Source organism: Micrococcus luteus (assembly GCF_022664405.1).
Classification (GTDB): domain Bacteria; phylum Actinomycetota; class Actinomycetes; order Actinomycetales; family Micrococcaceae; genus Micrococcus; species Micrococcus luteus.
This window is the reverse complement of record NZ_JAKRLB010000009.1, coordinates 76991-97925: the sequence shown is the minus strand read 5'-3', so window position 1 is coordinate 97925 and position 20935 is coordinate 76991. Positions and strand designations below refer to the sequence as shown.

Annotated in this window: 17 protein-coding genes and 1 pseudogene; 9 read left to right on the top strand and 9 right to left on the bottom strand. The window is 71.4% G+C overall.

Going from position 1 to position 20935, the window contains the following annotated elements; translation table 11 throughout:
* Window positions 1–206, top strand: a pseudogene (locus MF605_RS05930) (IS256 family transposase); the annotation flags it as partial.
* Window positions 207–215: 9 nt separating this feature from the next.
* Here MF605_RS05930 and MF605_RS05925 read toward each other — a convergent pair.
* From MF605_RS05925 to MF605_RS12115, 5 genes are read right to left on the bottom strand one after another with little or no spacing between them, the layout of a single operon-like run.
* Window positions 216–776 carry a type I restriction endonuclease gene (locus MF605_RS05925; protein WP_242821248.1) on the bottom strand — a complete coding sequence of 187 codons (561 nt, stop codon included), beginning with the start codon at window positions 774–776 and terminating at the stop codon, window positions 216–218.
* Window positions 776–1933 carry a restriction endonuclease subunit S gene (locus tag MF605_RS05920; protein ID WP_061867256.1) on the bottom strand — a complete coding sequence of 386 codons (1158 nt, stop codon included), beginning with the start codon at window positions 1931–1933 and terminating at the stop codon, window positions 776–778. Before MF605_RS05920 ends, MF605_RS05925 begins: the two co-directional genes overlap by 1 nt.
* Window positions 1930–3423, bottom strand: a complete 1494-nt coding sequence (locus MF605_RS05915; RefSeq protein WP_061867257.1) for a type I restriction-modification system subunit M — start codon at window positions 3421–3423, stop codon at window positions 1930–1932. The genes MF605_RS05920 and MF605_RS05915 overlap by 4 nt, the downstream gene beginning before the upstream one ends.
* Window positions 3420–4970 (bottom strand): type I restriction-modification system subunit M, encoded by a 1551-nt coding sequence (locus MF605_RS05910; protein WP_134416989.1) that lies wholly within the window; start codon window positions 4968–4970, stop codon window positions 3420–3422. Before MF605_RS05910 ends, MF605_RS05915 begins: the two co-directional genes overlap by 4 nt.
* Window positions 4971–4981: 11 nt before the next feature.
* A complete protein-coding gene (locus MF605_RS12115) occupies window positions 4982–5608 on the bottom strand; it encodes a recombinase family protein (RefSeq protein WP_084776553.1) in 627 nt (208 codons plus the stop codon).
* Between the two features lie 204 nt (window positions 5609–5812).
* Here MF605_RS12115 and MF605_RS05900 point away from each other — a divergent pair, with 204 nt between their 5' ends.
* The 4 genes from MF605_RS05900 (at window position 5813) to MF605_RS05885 (ending at window position 8868) form a co-directional block, all read left to right on the top strand.
* Window positions 5813–6250, top strand: coding sequence for a TrmH family RNA methyltransferase (locus MF605_RS05900; RefSeq protein ID WP_255354991.1), 438 nt, complete (start codon window positions 5813–5815; stop codon window positions 6248–6250).
* 109 nt (window positions 6251–6359) lie between these two features.
* A complete protein-coding gene (locus MF605_RS05895; protein WP_036336843.1) occupies window positions 6360–6617 on the top strand; it encodes a type B 50S ribosomal protein L31 in 258 nt (85 codons plus the stop codon).
* Window positions 6618–6720: 103 nt separating this feature from the next.
* A complete protein-coding gene (locus tag MF605_RS05890) occupies window positions 6721–7779 on the top strand; it encodes a lipoate-protein ligase LplAB (protein WP_061867260.1) in 1059 nt (352 codons plus the stop codon).
* A gap of 729 nt (window positions 7780–8508) precedes the next feature.
* Window positions 8509–8868: a hypothetical protein gene (locus tag MF605_RS05885; protein WP_230260220.1), complete on the top strand. Its 360-nt coding sequence runs from the start codon at window positions 8509–8511 to the stop codon at window positions 8866–8868.
* Between the two features lie 79 nt (window positions 8869–8947).
* Here MF605_RS05885 and pepN read toward each other — a convergent pair whose 3' ends face one another.
* Together pepN and glgC are read right to left on the bottom strand one after the other, a co-directional pair.
* Window positions 8948–11596: an aminopeptidase N gene (gene pepN, locus MF605_RS05880; protein ID WP_061867261.1), complete on the bottom strand. Its 2649-nt coding sequence runs from the start codon at window positions 11594–11596 to the stop codon at window positions 8948–8950.
* A 103-nt stretch (window positions 11597–11699) separates the two neighbouring features.
* Window positions 11700–12944: a glucose-1-phosphate adenylyltransferase gene (gene glgC, locus MF605_RS05875; RefSeq protein WP_061867262.1), complete on the bottom strand. Its 1245-nt coding sequence runs from the start codon at window positions 12942–12944 to the stop codon at window positions 11700–11702.
* A gap of 113 nt (window positions 12945–13057) precedes the next feature.
* Here glgC and glgA point away from each other — a divergent pair, with 113 nt between their 5' ends.
* Window positions 13058–14254, top strand: a complete 1197-nt coding sequence (gene glgA, locus MF605_RS05870; RefSeq protein WP_002855046.1) for a glycogen synthase — start codon at window positions 13058–13060, stop codon at window positions 14252–14254.
* A gap of 79 nt (window positions 14255–14333) precedes the next feature.
* Here glgA and MF605_RS05865 read toward each other — a convergent pair whose 3' ends face one another.
* A complete protein-coding gene (locus tag MF605_RS05865; RefSeq protein WP_134416990.1) occupies window positions 14334–16457 on the bottom strand; it encodes an acyl-CoA dehydrogenase family protein in 2124 nt (707 codons plus the stop codon).
* Entirely contained in the window at window positions 16454–17167 is a 714-nt protein-coding gene (locus MF605_RS05860) for a TetR/AcrR family transcriptional regulator (protein WP_036383382.1), read from the bottom strand. Before MF605_RS05860 ends, MF605_RS05865 begins: the two co-directional genes overlap by 4 nt.
* A 118-nt stretch (window positions 17168–17285) precedes the next feature.
* Between MF605_RS05860 and MF605_RS05855 the strand changes: the two genes are divergently transcribed.
* Genes MF605_RS05855 through MF605_RS05845 form a run of 3 tightly spaced genes read left to right on the top strand, consistent with a single transcriptional unit; the run spans window position 17286 to window position 20907 of the window.
* The gene (locus tag MF605_RS05855) at window positions 17286–18629 is read left to right on the top strand and encodes an acetyl-CoA C-acetyltransferase (protein WP_061867265.1); all 1344 of its coding nucleotides are present in this window, start codon (window positions 17286–17288) and stop codon (window positions 18627–18629) included.
* 32 nt (window positions 18630–18661) lie between these two features.
* Window positions 18662–20011: a 3-oxoacyl-ACP reductase gene (locus MF605_RS05850; RefSeq protein WP_036383386.1), complete on the top strand. Its 1350-nt coding sequence runs from the start codon at window positions 18662–18664 to the stop codon at window positions 20009–20011.
* A gap of 2 nt (window positions 20012–20013) precedes the next feature.
* Window positions 20014–20907, top strand: a complete 894-nt coding sequence (locus MF605_RS05845) for a MaoC family dehydratase (protein ID WP_061867266.1) — start codon at window positions 20014–20016, stop codon at window positions 20905–20907.
* Window positions 20908–20935: the final 28 nt, after the last annotated feature.

The following is a 20935-nucleotide window of genomic DNA, read 5'->3' as shown; positions in this document are numbered from 1 at the left end:
CCGAGGCGGCGGTGAAGCTGCTCTGGCTGGCGATCTGCAACATCGAAGACAAACGCGCCGCCGAACGCGCTCGGGACCGGGGCAAACCCGCCGGCCAGCGCAAAGCCCAGGGCCGGCTCGTCGAAGGTCAGGCCGTCACGAACTGGAAGCAGGCCCTCGCCCAGCTCGCCGCGGCCTACCCCGACCGGATCAACCCCTACCTGTGACCACCCCGCTTACACAGACAAGTTGACACGCCCGTCATCGTGGATCTGCGCGGCCCCGTCGATCCAGGTGTACGCCGGCCGGATCGGCGTCTTCGCCTCACCGACCACCAGGGGCAGACCGTTGCACCACAGCACGAGATCGAACCGCTTCTCCAGCCGGCCCTGCGTGAAGGTCACCTCGGTGGAGACGATCCACTGGTTCGAGGAGTCATCGTCGAGATGTTCGAAGTCGATCAGACGGACTGTGGTGTGCTCGCCGTTCGGCCCGAACGGCATCGATTTCTGCCCGGTCAGCCACGCCATGAACTCCTCGTTAGCGACCACCGGGTGCGGGCTGTTGCGCGCCGCGATCAGGATCGCGCGGAGGTTGTAGATGACCTCGTCGGCCTTCGCCGGATCAGCCTCGATCTCAGGGTTGAGGTTGATCAGCGCACCCTTGAGTACGCCTTCCAGCAGCACCTCGTCGACGCGACGCGGCAACTCGCTACCCGGCACGAACTGGACATCGATGGACTTGACGAGGTCCCGGATGAAGTCACGTACCGAGTTTGCCTCGTTGAACTGCGCCATCAGTCGCCCCCGAAAACTGTCTCAGACAGAGCTGACTTGATCGCTTTCACCGCATCCGACTCTTTTGCCACGGAGGCAACTGCGGATGACGCTGAGGCCATCTGCTCGAGCAAAGAATCCTGGTCCTCAAGGGACGGATGCACAACAGAAACGCGGCTCACAATGTCGGTGTTGAGGTTCTTTACCGTCGAGCCGCCGGCACCCTGCCGGAACTGTGACTGCACCCCGTAGCTCCGCAGAAGGTAGTACAGGTAGTCAGTTCGCCAGCGGCCACCGACATCCGAAAGTGAAAGCCAACCATCATGGATGCATCCGTCGATCCGAACGATGTACGGGCGGCCAAAGCTCATCGAGTTCGACAGGATGAAGTCGCCCGGCTTCACCGTGCGAGTCTTGGGAAGACCACTCGGCTTAATTCGTTGCGCCGTCCTGTCGATGAACTTGCCGTCCGGCGGTACGTCACCGATCTTGATCCAGTGCAGTCCGTCGGGACTGTCGGTCAGGTACTCATTGATTGGTCGCGGCGAGCCGCCGCGCACAATCTTAAGAACGTCACCAAGGTTTACCTCGCGACCGGGCGCGGCCCGCACGAACTGCTCAACAAGTTCTGACTGGCTGCGGACTACCTCCGCGTGCACTTTGGTCAGCGCTCGTCTGTGCCGCTCGACGGTCCAGAGGAGGTCGGCGATGCGCTTCTGCTCGTCGAGGGGTGGGAGATCGAACTCGAAATCCTTCAGGTCACGCCAGTTCGTGCGCGGCGACAGCGACCCTGCCGACGTACCGAGAGCATGCTCGAAGAAGCCGTTCGACTGCACGAGGAACGGGAGCAACTCACCAAGGAGCTGCGTCCCATCGGTCTCGAACGTGTAGATGTCGCCGGAGCAGATGGCGTCGAACTCGGCGTAGGCAACCTTGCGCTGGTACGCGCGCCGTTTGCCGAAGAGCGTCTGTCCAGGCTTCACGCGTCGCGTGAAGGTGGTGCCGTCCTCTGTTGAACCCCACCGGCTAACCTTCAGCTCGCCGGGGTCCATGTGCTCCATCGCGATGACGCGGTTGATGCCGGCCGCTTCGAGATCACGGATGGTCTCATTGACGTTACGAACAACGTCGCCGAAGGCAACCCGCTTCCAGCGCGACTTGTCGAGGTTGAGGCTCACGCGGGCACCTCCGCTCTCAGCAGCGCGAGAACGTCAGTAATCGCCTGGTCCGAAACCTGCGCGGCAGTTCGCCACTGCGCCACTGCATCGCTGACATCGATGTGCTCGCCGCCTTCATTCGCCGAGTCGCCCGCGACGTACAACGGAATCGCGAGGCTGTGGCCCTTCTCCGCGATCTGGTCGAGGGTGCCAACTGCAGCGAACCCGTCCTGTGGCTCGAAGGCGCGATAGGCGGCCAGGATCTTCTGTTGGTGCGCCTCGCGGAGGAAGGACTGTGCCTGTTCGCGGGCGACTTCGTTCACGGCATTGATGAACAGCACCTCGCCCTGGTGCTCGGTGGGCTTGTTGGCGCGGAGCGTGACGACCACGGCCTCCATCGGGCTGTTGTAGAAGAGCCCTGCGCCGAGCCCCAGGACGCACTCGATGAGGTCTGACTGCACCAGTGCTTTGCGGAGGGACGCCTCTTCACGCCGGAAGAGCACCCCGTGGGGGAAGAGGATCGCAGCGCGGCCCGTATCGGGGTCGAGGCTCTTGGCGATGTGCTGGAAGAACGCGTAGTCGGCACGTCCCTGTGGCGGGACACCCCAGACGTTCCGGCCGTAGGGGTCCTTGGCGAATGCGGCACGGTTCCAGGCCTTGATGGAGTAGGGCGGGTTTGCCAGCACGACGTCGAACGTCTGCAGATGGCCCTTGCCGTCGAGGAATGCCGGTCGGCTGAGGGTGTCGCCGTGAGCGATGTGACCGTCTGTGATCCCGTGCAGGAACAGATTCATCCGCGCGATGGCAGAGGTCCCGTAGTTGAGCTCCTGGCCGTAGAGGCGCAGATTCCGCCACTCCTTGCCCTGCCTCTTGAGCTCGGCGGCGGTGGAGATGAGCATGCCGCCCGTGCCGCAGGTGGGGTCGTACACCGACTCACCCGGCTGGGGCTCCAGCATCATCGTCATCAGGTGCACCAGCGTGCGATTGGTGTAGAACTCCTGCGCGGTGTGACCGGAGTCGTCCGCGAATTTCTTGATCAGGTACTCGTAGCCGTTGCCGAGCTCGTCCTCGGGCAGGTTGGCGATCGAGAGCGTCTTGGTGGAGAAGTGCTCGATGAGGTCGGCCAGAGTCGAGTCCGGGAGCAGGTCCTTGTTGCCCCAGTCGCCGTCGCCGAAGACGCCGGGGAGTGTGTCGGGGTTGGCCTTCTCGATGGAGCGCATGGCGTGCAGGAGTGCCGCGCCGATGTTCTGCGTGACGCCGTGGATGTCGTCCCAGTGGCAGCCGTGGGGGATGGCGAAGCGGTGGTTCTCTGGGAGGTCGGCGAGCTCCTCGTCTTCGTACACCTCCATCGCGGCGGCGTGCTCCTCGTCGTAGACGTCGGAGATCCGCTTCAAGAAGACCAGCGGGAAGATGTACTGCTTGTAGTCGCCGGCGTCAATCAGGCCACGGAGAACGATTGCCGCGCCCCAGAGGTAGTTCTCCAGCTCACGCTGGGTGATTCGGGTGCTCATACGGACAGCCCCCACTTCGCCAGCTCGGCCTCCAGCGCAGCACGCGTCGTGGTCGCCTCGGCGTGCGCCGTTTCGAGATTCGCGAGCGCGTCCTCGAGCGTGAGCTTCTCACCGCTGTCAGGAGGCGCGACGTACAGCGGGACGTTGAGGTTGTAGTCGTTGCTCTCGATCTCGGCCAGGTCGACGACACGGGAGCGGCCCTCGATGTCAGCGTAGAGCTCATAGGCGTCGAGGATCTGCTGGGCATGCTCGGGTTCGAGGGTGTTCTGGTTGCGTCCGCGCTTGAACAGGTCTTCACCGTTGATGAAGAGCACCTTGCCGTACTCGTCTGGTTGCTTCTCCGTTCGAAGGATCAGCACGCAGGCGGCGAGGCCAGTGCCGTAGAACAGGTTGGGGGCCAACCCGATGACCGCGTCGACGAGGTCTGACTTGAGCACGTGGGTGCGGATCCGCGCCTCAGCTCCCTGCCGGAAGAGTGCCCCTTGGGGCAGGACGACGGCGACCCGGCCGGTCTTCGGCTTCGCGGAGGTGATCATGTGCTGGACCCACGCCCAGTCGGCGTATCCCTTCGGCGGAACACCACCGAGCGCATTCCGGCCCCACTTGTCGGACGCCCACTCGGGCTCGCCCCAATTCTTGAGCGAGAACGGCGGGTTGGCCACGACGCAGTCAAACTGCGCGAGGTTGTTGCCCGTGTAGAAGGCGGGGCTGCGCAACGTGTCCTCGCGGACGATCTTGAAGTCCTCGACGCCGTGTAGCAGCAGGTTCATCCGTGCGATCGCGGAGGTGGCGAGCACCTTCTCCTGGCCGTAGAGCTTGCCCCACAGGGTCTTGGGGCTGCTGCCGGCATCTTTCACGTGCTCGATGACCTCGATCAGCATCCCGCCGGTGCCGCAAGCCGGGTCGTAGACCGTCTCACCCTCGGTGGGATCGAGGATGTTGACGAGCAGGCCGACCACCGAGCGCGGCGTGTAGTACTCACCGGCCTTCTTGTTCGACTGGTCGGCGAACCTCTTGATGAGGTACTCGTACGCGTTGCCGAACACGTCGGGCGGCACAGCGGCGTTGGTCAGAGCCTTACTCGAGAAGTGCTCGATGAGATCGGCGAGCTTGCGGTCGGGCAGCTTGTCCTTGTTGGTCCAGCTGGCGCTGCCGAAGATGCCGTAGAGGGTCTCTGGGTTGGCCTTTTCGATCTCGCGGAACGCGGTCTGCAGCGCAGTGCCGATGTTCTCGGTGTGGCTGCGCACGTCACCCCACAGGCTGCCCTCGGGGATCACGAAGCGGTGGTTCTCCGCAAACAGGGCGAACTCGTGGTCGCCTCCGGACTCGTCCAGCGCTTGGGCGTACTCCTCGAGGTAGACGTCGCTGATCCGCTTGAAGAACATCAGCGGGAAGATGTATGCCTTGAAGTCGGCCTGGTCGATGCTGCCGCGCAGCAGGTCAGCCGCGGCGGCAAGGTACTGCTCAAGCTCCGCCAGCGTCAGCCGATCGCTCCCGCCGTGGGGCCGCAATGCACGCGCTGCCGCGCGTGCCTCATCCTCGGTCATCCGTCTCCTAGCTATTGCTCCGCCACGCGACAAGGCGCTGCCGACTCAGCTTTCCGCCGAGGGGACAACGTGCCCTGACGGGGCGCGTGTCGCGCCAGCACGCGGTGGGCGGTTCCGATCGACACGCCAGCACCTCCGGCGATGCTGCGCAACGTCTCGCCTTGATCTCTCCGCATCCTAATCTCGCGCTGCGTCTCGTCACTAATGGTGCGTGGTCGACCGTGGCTGACTCCGTGTTCCCGCGCTGCTTGGATGCCGGCCCGGACGCGGGAGCTTTGGAGCTCTCGGCGGCGCCGGGTGAGCTCGCGGACGTCATCGAGGAACTCCGAGTCTCCGGTGTGCTCTCCCGCGGCGAGGCCCTTGAGGACTTTCACGGCAACTCCTCGGTCAACGAGGTCCAGCAGTGTCTCGAGCCCGTCGACCATGCTCGTGCTCAGGCTTCGTGCGTGGGTCACGGTGAGCGCATCGCCGTCGCCCACCTCCGCCACAGCAGCGAGGAGCCCGGGGCGGTTCTTGATCAGGCGTCGACGCGATGCTGTCTCCTCGACGAGACGTGAGCAGATCGGCTTGAGTGCTTGCCGTTGCAACCTCGCGTCCTGAGGGTCTGTCCCGACCCGAATGAGTCCGATGAGCGCCATCAGCCCAGGCTCAGGTCGCCGCTGCGCAGTCCCAGCATGGCAGTGTGTGGGGGCATAGGGTTTATTGAACACTCCTAGCCGGCCCACGATGACGACCGAGCGGCCGTATTTGCCTTCTGACCTGCGGAAACGCAATGCTCAGTTCATCGGTGTGTCGACCGGAAGGAACCGAGTTCACGGGTCCGAGATGCTTCAGAACGCGTCGTGACCGCTTTCAACCTGGGCGCCGTGGTGCGCTCCGCCGTCGCCCTCGGCTGGGACGCGCTGCTGCTCACCCCGCAGGCCGCCGACCCGCTGTACCGGCGCGCCATCCGCGTCTCGATGGGCACGGTGTTCCGCCTGCCGTGGGCGCGCCTGCCCGGCCCGGTCGCCGCGTCGCTGCCCGCGCTGCGGGCGGCCGGGTTCGCGGTGGCCGCCCTCGAGGTGACGGACCGCGCCGTGGGCCTGGACTCGCCGGAGATCGAGCCGCTGCGGACCGCCGAGCGCCTGGCCCTCGTCCTCGGCCAGGAGGGGCCGGGGGTCCGGCCCGAGACCCTCGCCCAGACCGACGCCGACGTCGTCATCCCCATGCCCGACGGCGTCGACTCACTGAACGTGGCCGCGGCCGCGGCGGTCGCGCTGTGGGAGCTGCGCGCACGCTGACCGGCCCGGGTGCGGTAGAGTGGGCGGCTGGCCCGCCGTCCGGCGGACCCCCTGACCACACCTCTCGCGCCCCTGGTCCCAATCAGGCGGCTGAAACGAAGGATGCACCATGAAGTCTGAGATCCACCCGGATTACCGCTACGTCATCTTCAACGACCTCGCCTCCGGTGAGAAGATCCTCACCCGCAGCACCGCGAACTCCGAGAAGACCGCGGAGTGGACCGATGGCAACACCTACCCGGTGATCGACGTCGAGATCTCGGCCGCCTCGCACCCGTTCTACACGGGCAAGCAGCGCATCATGGACACCGCCGGCCGCGTCGAGCGCTTCAACGCCCGCTTCAAGGGCTTCGGCGGCAAGAAGTGACCGCGGCGGCCTGAGCCGCGCGCCCACCACGACGACGGGCCCCGCGCCCCCGGAGCGATCCGGGCGGTGCGGGGCCCGTCGCGTCGCCCGTAGGCTGGCGGGCATGACGACTCTCCACGGTGAATACAAGGTGATCGGCGGCAAGCTGGTCGCGGCGGACCTGAGCCTCGCGGACGGCCGGATCGCGACCGCCAGCATCAACGGTGACTTCTTCCTCGAGCCGGACGAGGCGCTCGAGGACCTCAACGCGGCGGTGACCGGGCTGTCCGCGGACGCCGAGCATCGCGTCATCCGGGAGGCCGTCGAGCGGGGTCTGCGACCCGAGGCCGAGCTGTTCGGCGTGGACGCCTTCGCGGTCGCCTCGGCCGTGCGTCGCGCCCTCGGCAAGGCGACCACGTGGGAGGACCACGAGTGGGAGGTCATCGGGCCGGAGCCGATGCCGATCGCGCTGACCTTGGCCCTGGACGAGGTGCTCACCCGACAGGTGGCCGAGGGACGTCGCAAGCCGACCATGCGCCTGTGGCAGTGGAACGAGCCGGCCGTGGTGATCGGCGCCTTCCAGTCGCTGGCCAACGAGGTGGACCCCGAGGGGGCGCGGCGGCACGGCATCAACGTGGTGCGGCGGATCTCCGGCGGCGGCGCGATGTTCATGGAGGCGGACAACTGCGTCACGTACTCGATGCACGTGCCGTCGTCGCTGGTCGACGGGCTGGAGACGGCGGAGACCTACCCGTTCCTGGACGAGTGGACCATGGACGCGCTCGCCCGACTCGGCGTGCAGGCGTTCTACCAGCCGCTCAACGACATCGCCACGGACCAGGGGAAGATCGGCGGCGCCGCGCAGAAGCGGGTGGGCACGGCCGGGCTGCTGCACCACGTGACGATGAGCTACGACATCGACGCGGACAAGATGCTCGAGGTGCTGCGCATCGGCCGGGAGAAGCTGCGCGGCAAGGGCGTGGCCTCGGCGAAGAAGCGGGTGGATCCGCTCCGCCGCCAGACCGGCGTCTCGCGCGCCGAGATCTGGGAGACCATGATGACCACCTTCCAGGAGCGCTACGGCGCACGCCGCGTCGAGCTGGACGAGGCCACCCGCGAGGAGGCCGAGCAGCTGGCCCGCACCAAGTTCACGACCCCGGAGTGGACGGCGCGGGTGCCCTGAGCCACCTGACGGCGTCCCGGCACCGTCCGGCACGCTTCCGTCCGGGGGCGGTTTGCGGTGGTATTCGACGTGAATACCGCCCGAAACCGCCCCCGACGCGTCGAGGTGTGGCGGGGCGGCTCTGTCAGGATCGGACCATGACCCCCGACGACGCCCCCGTCCGCCTGATCGCCCGCTCCGACGCCCCGCGGCGCCCACGGTCGACCGTGGACGTCCACTGCGCCCTCGAGCTGGAGCTCGCCTCCGGCCGCCGCGTGCCTCTGCTCACGGACCGCGGCTGGAGCGCGGACGGCACGTGGGACCTCGTCACGGTCCGCGACCTCGACGAGGCCGCCGCCACGGTGACCGGGCCGGACGAGCCGGGCGGCGGCCGCACGCCTGCCCAGGAGGAGACGCGACACTGGGACGCGCTGGCAGCGGTCGCGGCCGAGGCCGGGGTGCCGGTGGGGGCCGCAACGTTGCGCGAGCTGCCGCTGGTGGGGGAGACCTCGCCCGAGCTGGCCGCCCTCGTGGACCGGGCGCACCGCGAGGCCCGCGCCCTGAACCGGCTGCTCGGCGTCCACCCGCTGGCCCTCGGCACGCTCGCGCCGGCCGACGTGCTGGGCGCCGACGCGACCGCCGCGCTGCGGACCGGACTGGCCGCGGGACTCGGCGTCGCGCCGACGGCGTGGGAGGACCCGGGCGTCGTGCTCGCGCCCGCCGCGGACGCCGGACCCGGAGCTGCTGCACGTGGTCCTGCTGCACACGACCGCGGTGGTCGCCGGGCCACCCGCACTCGTGGCCCGCCTCGCGGACGCCGACGTCTCCGACCTGCTCGACGACGCCTCCCTCGGCGCCCACCTGCGCCGCCCGGTGGAGGACGTGTCGGCGGCCTGGCTCCACGCGGCCGACCGGCAGGCGCTGTCCCTCGACCCGGACGGCGGGGCCGCGCACGTGGCGCGCCACGCCGAACTGACGGCCGTGCTGGAGACGCGGCCCGTCGTCGTCGAGCGGGTGGGGATGCGCGACCGGGACGCCCAGCGCGCCGCCGACGCCGTGGGCCTGCGCCGGGTGGGCCGGGAACGCGTGCTCCGCGTCGCCGCGCCCTGAGCTGGAATGGTCACGACACGCCGCCTCGCCCGAGGGGAGGCGGCGTGTCGTGACCACTCTGCGCGGGAGGGCTTACCGCTCAGCCCGCCGGCTGCACCGCCTGCACGCGCAGGGACCGCCGCAGGGCGTCCGTGTGCTCCACGACCAGGCGCCGCAGGGCCCCCGGGGCGTCGGGGTGCTCGTCCAGCCAGCGCTGGGCCGCGGCCAGCGTCGGGTGCGACTCCTGCGCGTCGGCGCCGCCGGCCACCGCGTCCTGGCGGCCCGGGAACAGCCCGCCGATCGCGCGCGAGGCCAGCCCGTTGGACCGCGAGGCCCACACCGAGGTCAGGCGCGGCCAGAAGCCGGACTCGTAGGGGGCGAGGAGCTCGACCTCGCCCGCCGCGAAGCCGGCCGCCGTGGCCGAGAGCAGGTCGTTGGACAGCTCCGTGCCGGTGGCCGTGCGGCCGGACATGACCGCCTCCCACGCCGCGGCCTTGACCTCGGCCTCGGGGCGGGCGGCCGCGGCGAGGCGGTGCCACGTGACCGTCTGGGCGGTGCGGCCGGCCTCGAGCTCCGCGTCCAGGCGGTCCTGGCCGGCCCGGCCGGTCGCGGCGAGGGCCTGGAGCACGAGCCAGCGCAGCTCCGCGTCGATCGCCAGGCCCGGCGCCGACGTCGCCGCGTCCTCGCCGAGCAGGGCGGCCTCGAGGGCCGCGGCCATCCCGACGTCGGCGCGCGCCAGCGTCGCCCACGTGCGGGCCGCGGTGCGCTGGCGGTCGGAGCCGGCCTCGAGCGTGCGGGTCTGCTCGGCCAGGACCTCGCCCAGCCGGGCCCGCAGCGCGTCCCGGTCCTCGGCGCGGGCGTACTGGCCCACGGCCGCGGCGGCCTGCGTCAGCACCTGCGCGTGCACGCCCACGGTCGCGATCCGCGCGGACAGCGTCGCCACCGCGTCCAGGAACCGGGCGACCGGCAGCTCGCCGTCGCGGGTCATCGACCACAGGGCGGCCCACACGGTGGCCTCCGCGAGCGGGTCCGCGATGGGGTGCGTCAGGGCCGCGCGCAGCGAGCCCGCGTCGAGCGCGACGGCGGCGTAGGTGAGGTCCTCGTCGTTGGGCAGCACGAGGCGGACGCCCCCGGGGACCTCGAGGTCCGGCAGGGGCACGGCCGCGCCCTCCGCCCCGCCCGGCACGTCGGCGGTGACCTGGGCGGTGCGGCGCAGGACGCCGTCCTGCCCGGGCGTGAAGAGGCCGACCTTCAGCACGTGCGGGCGGAGGATCGGCCCGCCCGTGACCGGGTCCGTGCCCTCCTGGCGCAGCACCGGGGCGTCGCCGTCGACGTCGACCCGCAGCCGGGGCACGCCGGAGGTGTGCAGCCACGCGTCCGCCCACGCGCGCATGTCCCGCCCCGAGGCGGCCTCGAGCGCGGCCATGAAGTCGGCGAGGGAGGCGTTGCCCCACGCGTGGGCGGCGAAGTAGCGGTGCGCGGCGTCGAGGAACGCGTCCCGGCCCACGTAGGCGGCCAGCTGCTTGAGCACGGAGGCGCCCTTGGCGTAGGTGATGCCGTCGAAGTTCTGACGGGCGGCCTCGAGGTCGACGATGTCCGCGACGATGGGGTGCGTCGTCGGCATCTGGTCCTGCACGTACGCCCAGGCCTTGCGGCGGGACGCGAAGGTCACCCACGCGGTCCGGAAGTCGGTGGCCTCGTCCACGCCGAGGGCGCCCATGTAGTCCGCGAACGACTCCTTGAGCCACAGGTCGTCCCACCAGTGCATCGTCACGAGGTCGCCGAACCACATGTGCGCCATCTCGTGCAGGATCACGTTGGCCCGGCCCTCGTACTGGACCGCGGTGGCCCGCGAGGTGAACACGAAGTCCTCGGTGAAGGTCACGAGGCCCGGGTTCTCCATGGCGCCGAGGTTGTACTCGGGCACGAACGCCTGGTCGTACTTGCCCCACGGGTACGCGACGCCGAAGAGGTCGTGGAAGAACGTCAGCCCCCGCTTCGTCACGTCGAACACGGCCTCGGGGTCGAACGCGTCGGCCATCGTGCGCCGGGTGAACAGCCGCAGCGGCACGGCCTGCGCACCGCTGGCCGGGTGACCGTCCCAGGCGTCCTCCCACTGCGCATAGGGGCCGGCGAGCAGCGTCGTGATGTAGGTGGACTGGGGGAGCGTCGGGGCGAACTCCGCCCGGACGACGCCGTCCCCGGCCCGCGTCCGGGACACCTCGGGCCGGTTCGAGGCCAGCACCCAGTCCTCGGGTCCGGTGAGGGAGAAGGTGAAGGCGGCCTTGAGGTCCGGCTGCTCGAAGTCCGGGAACACGCGGCGCGCGTCGGCGGGCTCGTACTGGGTGTAGAGGTAGACCTCGCCGTCGGCGGGGTCCGTGAAGCGGTGCAGGCCCTCGCCCGACCGGGAGTACACGGACCGGCCGACCAGCTCGACCACGTTCTGCGCCGCCAGATCGGGCAGCAGCACCCGGGCCCCGCCCACGACCTCGGCCACGTCCAGCGCCGTGCCGTTGAGGGTCACCGACTCCACGCCCCCGTGGATCCAGTCCAGGTGGGTCTGCGCGCCCGGCTCGGCGCACGCGAAGCGGATCACGGTGCGGACCGGATAGGTGTCGGTCGCGGCGTCCCGGGCGTCGGAGAGGTCCACGTCCACGGCGTAGTCCTGCACCGTGAGCAGGCGGGAGCGTTCCGCGGCCTCAGCGCGGGTGACGTTGGTGGCGTCGAGGTCGGGGGTGGTGTCGGTCAAGGCGAGCCTCCGGTCGGGGATCCAGCGGGGACGGCGACGCGCGGACACACCGGGGCGTGCCCGCGCGTCGGCGGTGGTCCGGGACCGGCGGCCCGGGGCCGCGTCAGTGCGGCTTCGGGACGGGCTGGCCCTTGGAGAGCACCGTCAGGCCGGATTCTGTCACGGTGTAGCCGTTCGCCTCGTCCTCCGCCCGGTCGAAGCCGATGCGCGCGCCCGGGGGCACGACCACGTTCTTGTCCAGGATCGCGTTGCGCACGTGGGCCCCCTCGCCGATCACGACGGAGTCCAGCAGCACCGACTGCTCCACCCACGCCTCGTTGTGCACGCGCACGTCCGTGGAGAGCACGGACTGGGCCACGGTGCCGCCGGAGATGACCACGCCCTGGGAGAGGATCGAGTCGTTCGCCGAGCCGGGGCGGCGGGTGGACGAGCGCACGAGCTTGGCGGGCGGGGAGACGGACTGGCGGGTGTAGAGCGGCCACTCGCGGTTGTAGAGGTTGAACTCCGGCCACGGCTGCACCAGGTCCATGTGCGCGTCGTAGTAGGAGTCCAGGGTGCCGACGTCCCGCCAGTAGTGCTTGCCGGCCGTGCCGCCGGGCACCTCGTTGGAGGTGAAGTCGTACACCCCGGCCTCGCCGCGCTCCACGAACAGCGGGATGATGTCCCCGCCCATGTCGTTGTTCGACTCGGGGTTCTCCTCGTCCTGGTTCAGCGCCGCCACGAGGGCGTCCGTGTCGAACACGTAGTTGCCCATCGAGGCCAGGAACTGCGTGGGGTCGTCCGGCAGGCCGGGGGTCGTCTTCGGCTTCTCCACGAACGCCGAGATCCGCGTCCTGTCCTGCGGGTCCGTCTCGATCACCCCGAACGAGGAGGCCAGCTCGAGGGGCTGGCGCACCGCGGCCACGGTCGCCTTGGCGCCCGAGGCGATGTGCTGGTCCACCATCTGCTGGAAGTCCATGTGGTAGACGTGGTCCGCGCCGATGACGACGACGATGTCCGGCCGTGCGTCGTGGATCAGGTTCATGGACTGGTAGATGGCGTTCGCGCTGCCCGTGAACCAGTCCTTGCCCCGGCGCTGCTGCGCCGGCACGGAGGCCACGTAGTTGTTCAGCAGCGTGGACATCCGCCACGTCTCGGAGATGTGGCGGTCCAGCGAGTGCGACTTGTACTGCGTCAGCACGACGATCTCGCGGTACCGGCTGTTGACCAGGTTGGACAGCGCGAAGTCGATGAGGCGGTACGTGCCGCCGAACGGGACGGCCGGCTTGGCACGGTCGGCCGTCAGCGGCATCAGACGCTTGCCCTCACCGCCCGCCAGCACGACCGAGAGGACCTTCTTCTGCACCATCTGCGTCACTCCTCATGAGCCGGGTCGTCGCGACCCGCACGCGTGCTCTGGGCGTGCGGGGCATCCGTGCCGCCAGACTATCGACCCCCGCCGGGCTGAACTAGGTTGGGGGCGTGCGCATCGACATCGTGAGCAAAGAGTTCCCCCCGTCCATCTACGGCGGTGCCGGCGTCCACGTCGCCGAGCTGACCCGCGTCCTCGCCTCCCGCGTCGACGTCCGCGTCCATGCCTTCGGCGAGCCGCGCGACCCGGACTACCACGGGGCCCGCGTCCTGACGTACCCGAACCCGCCCGGGTTCGACGCCGCCAACGGGGCCGTGCAGACCCTGGCCACCGACCTCACGATCCTCGGGGACCTCGAGGGCGCCGACGTCATCCACTCCCACACCTGGTACGCCAACCTGGCCGGCCACCTCGGCAAGCTCCTGCACGAGGCCCCCCACGTCCTCTCCGCGCACTCCCTCGAGCCGCTGCGCCCCTGGAAGGCGGAGCAGCTCGGCGGCGGCTACGCCCTGTCCAGCTGGGCCGAGCGCACGGCCTACCTCGGGGCGGACGCGGTCATCGCGGTCTCGGACGGCATGCGTCGGGACATCCTGGCCTGCTACCCGGACGTGGACCCGGCAAAGGTGCACACGGTCCACAACGGCATCGACACACAGGTCTGGACCCCGCAGACCGGCACCGCCGCACTGGAGAAGTACGGAATCGACCCGGACAAGCCCTCCGTCGCGTTCGTCGGCCGCATCACGCGCCAGAAGGGCGTGCCCCACCTGCTCCGTGCGGCCCTGCGGCTGCCGGAGGACGTCCAGCTCGTGCTGTGCGTGGGCGCCCCGGACACCGCGGAGCTGGCGCACGAGGTGAACGGGTTGATCGCCGAGCTGCGGCGCACCCGCCAGGGCGTCGTCGTGATCGAGGGGATGATCCCGCGCCACGAGGTGATGGAGATCCTCACGGCCGCCACCGTGTTCGCCTGCCCCTCGGTCTACGAGCCGCTGGGCATCGTCAACCTCGAGGCGATGGCGTGCGGCACCGCCGTCGTCGCCTCCGCCGTGGGCGGCATCCCGGAGGTCGTGCAGGACGGCGAGACCGGCCTGCTCGTCCCCTTCGAGCAGGTCGACGACGGCACGGGGGCGCCCGTGGACGAGGAGGGGTTCGCCGCCGACTTCGCGGCCGCGCTCACCCGCGTCGTGGAGGACCCGGAGCGCGCCCGCGCGATGGGTGAGGCCGGCCGGGCCCGCGCGATCGAGCACTTCTCGTGGGAGACCATCGCGGAGCGCACGATCGAGGTCTACGAGGCCGTGCTGCGCTGAGCCCGCCCGGCCGACCACGCAGACGGGCCCCCGCCACCGCGAGGTGACGGGGGCCCGGTGCGTCCGGGGACGGACGCGGTCAGCCGCGGCGACCCCGCGCCGCCTTCTCGCGGGCGCGCACGGCCTTCTCGTCCTCCGGCTCCTCGCCGGCGGCCCGGCGGGCCGTGAACCAGGCGTGGGCCTCCTCCTGGCGCTGGGTCTCGGCGTCCGTGGCCACCGCCATGCGCAGGTGCTCGGGCTCGAGGCCGAACGCCTCGACGAGCTCGAGGGCGAAGGGGCGCAGCCGCTCGGCCAGCCGGTTGACGTAGCCGCGCAGGGCCCGGGCGCGCTGGCTCGAGACGCGGCCGTGGGCCACGAACCAGCCGAGGTCGTCCTCGATGAGGCGCAGCGCGAAGAGGTCGCGCAACCACGTCAGGACGGTCTTCGTGGTCTCATCCGTGATGCCCTCCAGGGCGCGGGTGAAGGCCTCCCACTGCAGCAGCTCGCCGTGGTTGCGGGCGGCCTCGATGAGCTCGTGCTGGCGCGTGTTGAACGCCTCCGCCTGCGCCGCCTGGCCCTTGCCCCGGGCCCCCGAGAGGGTGCCGGCGACGTCGGCGGTCTTGGCGCGGACGCGCTCGGTGAGCAGCTCATGCTGCACGGCGGGGTCCTTGAACCAGTTCGCGGAGCGGCGCTCGGACCCGCCGTCGGCCACGGACTGGACGGCCTTGTGCAGGCCCGCACGGTGGAGGGCGTCCGAGGCCTGATGGACCACGTAGCGGGAGACGGCGCCCACACTGAGACGTCCGAACTCCTTCGAGTAGTCGGTCAGCAGACGCTTGCCCACCAGCTGCAGGAGCACCGTGTTGTCGCCCTCGAACGTGACGTACACGTCCAGGTCGGCACGCATCTGGGCCACCCGGTTCTCGGCGAGGAATCCGGCGCCGCCGCACGCCTCGCGGGCCTCCTGCAGGGTGTCCAGGGCGTGCCACGTGGTCAGCGGCTTGACGGCCGCGGCGAGCGTCTCGAGCTCCTGCCGGTCCACGTCCGTGTCGGAGCGGCCGGAGAAGACGTCGTCGAACTTCTCGACGAGCTCGTTCGAGGCGAAGGCGTCCGCGTAGGCGCGGGCCAGGCGGTCGATGAGGCGGCGCTGGTGGTTCTGGTAGTCCAGCAGCACCTCCTCCCGCTGCGGGTCGGAGGCGTTGAACTGGCGGCGCTGCTCCGCGTAGGCCAGCGCACCGTGCAGGCCGAGGAAGGAGGCCGTGGTGGCGGCGAGGGACAGGGAGACGCGGCCCTGGACGAGCGTGCCGAGCATCGTGAAGAAGCGACGCCCGGGGGAGGCGATGGGCGAGGAGTAGGTACCGTCCTCGGCCACGTCGCCGTAGCGGTTGAGGAGGTTGGTGCGCGGGATGCGGACCTGGGTGAAGTGCAGACGGCCGTTGTCGATGCCGTTCAGTCCGCCCTTGAGGCCGTCGTCCTCGCCACCCACGCCGGGCAGGAAGGCACCCTCCTCGTCCCGGATGGGGACGTAGAAGCAGTGCACGCCGTGGTTGACGCCCCGGGTGATCAGCTGCGCGAAGACCGTGGCCGCCCTGCCGTGCAGCGCGGCGTTGCCGAGGTAGTCCTTCCAGGCGCCCTTGAACGGGGTGTGGATGACGAACTCCTGGGTCGCCTCGTCGTACGTGGCGGTCGTGGCGATCGAGGCGACGTCCGAGCCGTGCCCGATCTCGGTCATGGCGAAGGCGCCCGGGACGCTCAGGTCCATCGCGCCCGGCAGCCACCGACGGTGGTGCTCCGCGGTGCCCAGGTGCAGGATCGCCGAGCTGAACAGGCCCCACTGCACACCGGCCTTGATCTGCAGGGAGGGGTCGGCGAGCACGAGGTCACCGAAGGCGGCGAGGTTGCCGCCGTGGTTGTCCTCGCCGCCGAACTCGCGCGGGAAGGCGCGGTGGACCGCGTTGCGCTCCACGAGGACGCCCAGCTGCCGCAGGACGCGGGCGCGGTGCTCGTCCATGCCGAGCAGCGGGTCGCGCCACAGGGCGGGGTCCTTGGCGAGTTCGCGGGATTCGCGGCGCTCCGCGGCCCAACGGCCGAGGAGGGCCTCCTCGAGGGCCGCGGCGTCGAGGGAGCCGGGCGTCGGCCGCTCGGGCGCGATCTCGGCGACGTCGGAGGGAACCTCGGTGCTGGGCGTCGAGGACTGGGGGGCGAGCTTCTCGTGGACGGTCATGACGATGCTCCTGTTCGTGAGTGGGGGCGGGCGCGGTCGGCGTCCGCCGCCGCGGGTTCGAGGGAGGCGCCGGGCGCGGCGCCGATGAGGCCGGTGAGCAGCCAGTCGGCGATGGCGCGGGCCATCGCCTCGACCGGGATGCGACCGGCGGCCGGGGTCCGCAGCCAGGTCTCGGCGGCGGCCCGGACGAGGCCGACGGCGGCGCGCGGCCACAGGGCGAGCGGGTCCGCCGGCGCCGGGGCGTGGCCCCGCGCGGCCATCCCGCGCGCCAGGCCCGACTCGAGCACGGCGTAGACGCGCTCGAGGAACGGGCCCAGCACAGGGGCCTCGGCCGCGGCGGGGGGCGGGGCGACGGCGAACGCGTACACCTCGGGCGACGTCGCCGCGACCGTGAGGTACACCTCGACCATGCGACGCAGCGCCTCGGGTTCGGAGACCGGTTCGTCCGCGACCTCGAGCAGGCGGCGCTCCATGTGGGCGGTGACCCGCTCGGACACCGCCAGGCGCAGGCCCTCGCGGTCGCCGAAATAGCGGTAGTAGACGGTCTTGGAGGTGCCCGCGTGGGACGCGATCTCCTCCATCGAGGCGTGTGCGCCCAGGGCGTGCACGGCCGACCGGGCGGCCCGGACCAGTTCCAGACGGCGCTCGGCGCGGTGCCGGTCCCAGCGGACGCTGCGACCGTCCCGGGCGGTGGACGTAACGGGGTTCACGAAACCGAGCGTATCAGGTACTGTGGGTCACAGTCACCCACCCCGCCGATGTCCGTATCGTCCGGGGTGGAAACGCCCCCGCCGCGTCGGCGGTGGGCCCGCCGTCGAGAGGACCGTCATGACCCACCACGAGACCCCCGCGTCCGAGACCGCCTCCCGCCCCGCCGTCGCCGGTGGAGCGCTGCGCCCCGCCGTCATCCTGGGCGGCAACCGCATCCCCTTCGCCCGTGCCAACACCGCCTACGCCGAGGCCGGGAACCAGGAGATGCTCACGGCCACGCTCGACGGCCTCGTCGCGCGGTTCGGGCTCCAGGGCGAGCGCATCGGCCAGGTCACCGCCGGCGCCGTCCTCAAGCACCCGCGCAACTTCAACCTCACCCGCGAGGCCGTCCTGGGCTCCGCGCTCTCCGCCGCCACCCCGGCCGCCGACGTCCAGGTGGCCTGCGCCACCGGCATGGAGGCCCTGGGCACCCTCGCCAACAAGATCCGGCTCGGCCAGCTCGACTCCGCCATCGGCGGCGGCGTGGACTCGATCTCGGACGCGCCCGTCTCGCTCTCGGACGGCGCGCGCCGCGTGCTGCTGCAGCTCAACACCGCCAAGACCACGAAGGACCGCCTGCGCGCCCTCGCCCAGCTGCGCCCCGGGCAGCTCGTGCCCGAGCCGGCCGGCGCGGGCGAGCCGCGCACCGGCATGTCCATGGGCGAGCACCAGGCCCTGACCACCCACAAGTGGGGCATCACCCGTCAGGCCCAGGACGAGCTCGCCGCGGCCTCCCACCGGAACCTCGGCGCCGCCTACGCCGCCGGGTACATGGACGATCTGGTGACCCCGTTCCACGGCCTGGCCCGCGACAACAACCTCCGCCCCGACTCCACGCCGGAGAAGCTGGCCGGCCTGAAGCCCGCGTTCGGCCGCCAGCTGGGGGACGAGGCGACCATGACGGCCGGCAACTCCACCCCGCTCACCGACGGCGCCTCCGCGGTGCTGCTCTCCTCCGAGGAGTGGGCCGCCGAGCGCGGACTGCCCGTGCTCGCCGAGTTCGTGGACATGGAGAACGCCGCCGTGGACTTCGTCGACGGACACGAGGGCCTGCTCATGGCCCCCGCCTACGCCGTCCCGCGCCTGCTGGCCCGGCACGGGCTCACCCTCGACGACCTCGACTTCGTGGAGATCCACGAGGCGTTCGCCGGCACCGTCCTGTCCACGCTCGCCGCCTGGGAGGACGAGGAGTACTGCCGCGAGCGCCTCGGGCTGCCGGGTGCGCTGGGCTCGGTGGACCGCGCCCGGCTCAACGTGCACGGCTCCTCGTTGGCGGCCGGTCACCCCTTCGCCGCCACCGGCGGCCGCATCGTCGCCCTGCTGGCCAAGATGCTGCATGAGAAGGGGGAGGGCTCCCTCGGCCTCATCTCCGTCTGTGCCGCCGGCGGCCAGGGCATCGTCGCCCTGCTCCGCGGCCGCTGAGCCCCGACCGACCCGACCCGAGAGGACCGACCATGACCGACCGTTACGGCACCTTCGTCGCCTCGCCCCTGGGCCGCCGCCTCACCGGCGCCCTGGGCCTGCCTCAGCCCGTCGAGCTGCGCCGGCACACCCCCGGCGACCCCGTGCTGCCCGGCTCCGTGCTCGTCTTGGGCGCGACCCCCGCAGCCGCGGACGCCCGCACCCTCTTGGCCTCGTGGGGCCTCGAGGTCGCCGACGCCCCCCGGGAGGGCGCCCGCCACGCGGCGATCGTCGCGTGCTTCGACGGGGTCGCCACGCCCGCGGACCTCGGCGCGGTGGCGCTGGAGATCGGCGGCGCGCTGCGCTCGCTGGGCTCCTCCTCGCGCGTGGTGACGGTGTTCGAGGACCCCGAGGCCGCCACGGACCCGACCCTGCGCGCCGCCCGCCAGGGCGTGACGGGCCTGACCCGCTCCATCGCGCACGAGATGCGCCGCGGCGGCACGGCCAACGGCCTGGTCCTGGGCGAGGGCGTGCCGCTCACCGCCCCCGGTGCGGCCGGCGCGCTCGCGTTCCTGCTCTCCGGCCGCGCGGCGTACGTCTCCGGCCAGTTCGTGCCCGTCGCCACCGCCGACGGCGCTGTCCCCGCCGACGCGGCGCGCCCGCTGGCCGGCAAGGTCGCCGTGGTCACCGGTGCCGCCCGCGGCATCGGCGCCGCCATCGTGCGGACGCTCGCCCGCGACGGGGCCGTGGTCGTCGGCGTGGACGTCCCGGCGGCGGGCGAGGCGCTGGCCGAGGTCGTGAACGAGGTCGGCGGCACGGCGCTCGCCCTGGACATCACGGCGCCGGACGCGGGCGCTCGCATCCTCGAGCACTGCCGCACCCGGCACGGCCGGATGGACGTGGTGGTGCACAACGCCGGGATCACCCGGGACCGGATGCTGGCCAACATGGACGCCGCGCGCTGGGACTCCGTCCTCGCCGTGAACACCACGGCCCAGCTGGCCATGAACGAGGCGTTCCTCGCCGAGGACGCCCGGGACGTGGCGGGTCAGGGGCTGCGCATCGTGGGCCTGGCCTCCATCTCCGGCATCGCGGGCAACCGCGGCCAGACGAACTACGCGGCCTCGAAGGCCGGGGTCATCGGCCTGACGGCGGCGTCCGCCCCGGTCCTCGCGGCCCGCGGGGGCACGATCAACGCGGTGGCCCCGGGCTTCATCGAGACCGAGATGACCGCGAAGATCCCGCTCGCCACGCGCGAGGTGGGCCGGCGGCTCAACGCGCTGCAGCAGGGCGGTCTGCCGCAGGACGTGGCCGAGACGGTGGCCTGGCTCGCCTCGGACGCCGCCGGAGGCACCAACGGGGCCACGCTGCGGGTCTGCGGCCAGTCGAAGCTGGGGGCGTGAGGATGCAGACCACGCAGCTGTCCGCCCCGCCCTCCCTCGGCCGGCTCTACGTCCGCGCCGCGGGGCGGGCCGCCACGGACGCCGTCGTCCGTCGGCGCCGTCCCCGCGAGCTCCCGGACCGTCAGGTGGTCGTGACCGGCCACCGCATCCCGGCCGAGGCCGTGACCGCGTGGCGCGGGGCCGTCGGGTCCGCGGATCCGGCGGACCTGCCCTCGGTCCTGGTGCACACCCAGGTGTTCGGCGCGGCGATGGAGCTGATGGCCGACCCCGAGTTCCCGCTGCCCCTGCCCGGGCTGGTGCACCTGAGCAACACCGTCCTGCACCACCGGCCCGTCCCGGCGGAGACCCCGCTGCGCGTCACCGCGCGTGCGGTGGGTCTCGTCCCGCACCACGCGGGTACCGCCGTGGACGTCGTCGTGACCGTCGAGGGGCCCGGCGACGACGGCGGGGAGGCACTGCTGTGGGAGGGCGTCTCCCGGTACCTCGCCAAGGGCGTCCACCTCTCCGGCCTGCGTCCCGAGCGGCCCGCCCGCCCGGACTTCGTGCCCCCGACGCCGACCGCCCAGTGGCGCTTCGGGACGGGGGCCGGACGCCGGTACGCGGGCGTCTCCGGGGACTGGAACCCGATCCACCTGACGGGCGTCTCGGCTCGACTGTTCGGCATGAAGGGCGCGATCGCCCACGGGATGTTCCTGGCCGCCCGGATGCTCGAGGGCCGTGAGCCGGCCGGCGCCGGGTTCCGCTGGCACATCGACTTCGAGGCGCCCGTCGTGCTGCCGACCACCGTGGCCGTCCGCTACGAGCCCGGGCCTGACGGCGGCACGCGCGTGTACGGCTGGGATGCGCGGCGCCGGCGCCCGCACTTCTCCGGGGAGATCACTCCGCTCGAGTCCTGACGGCCCCCGGGCCCGCGCACCGGCCCGC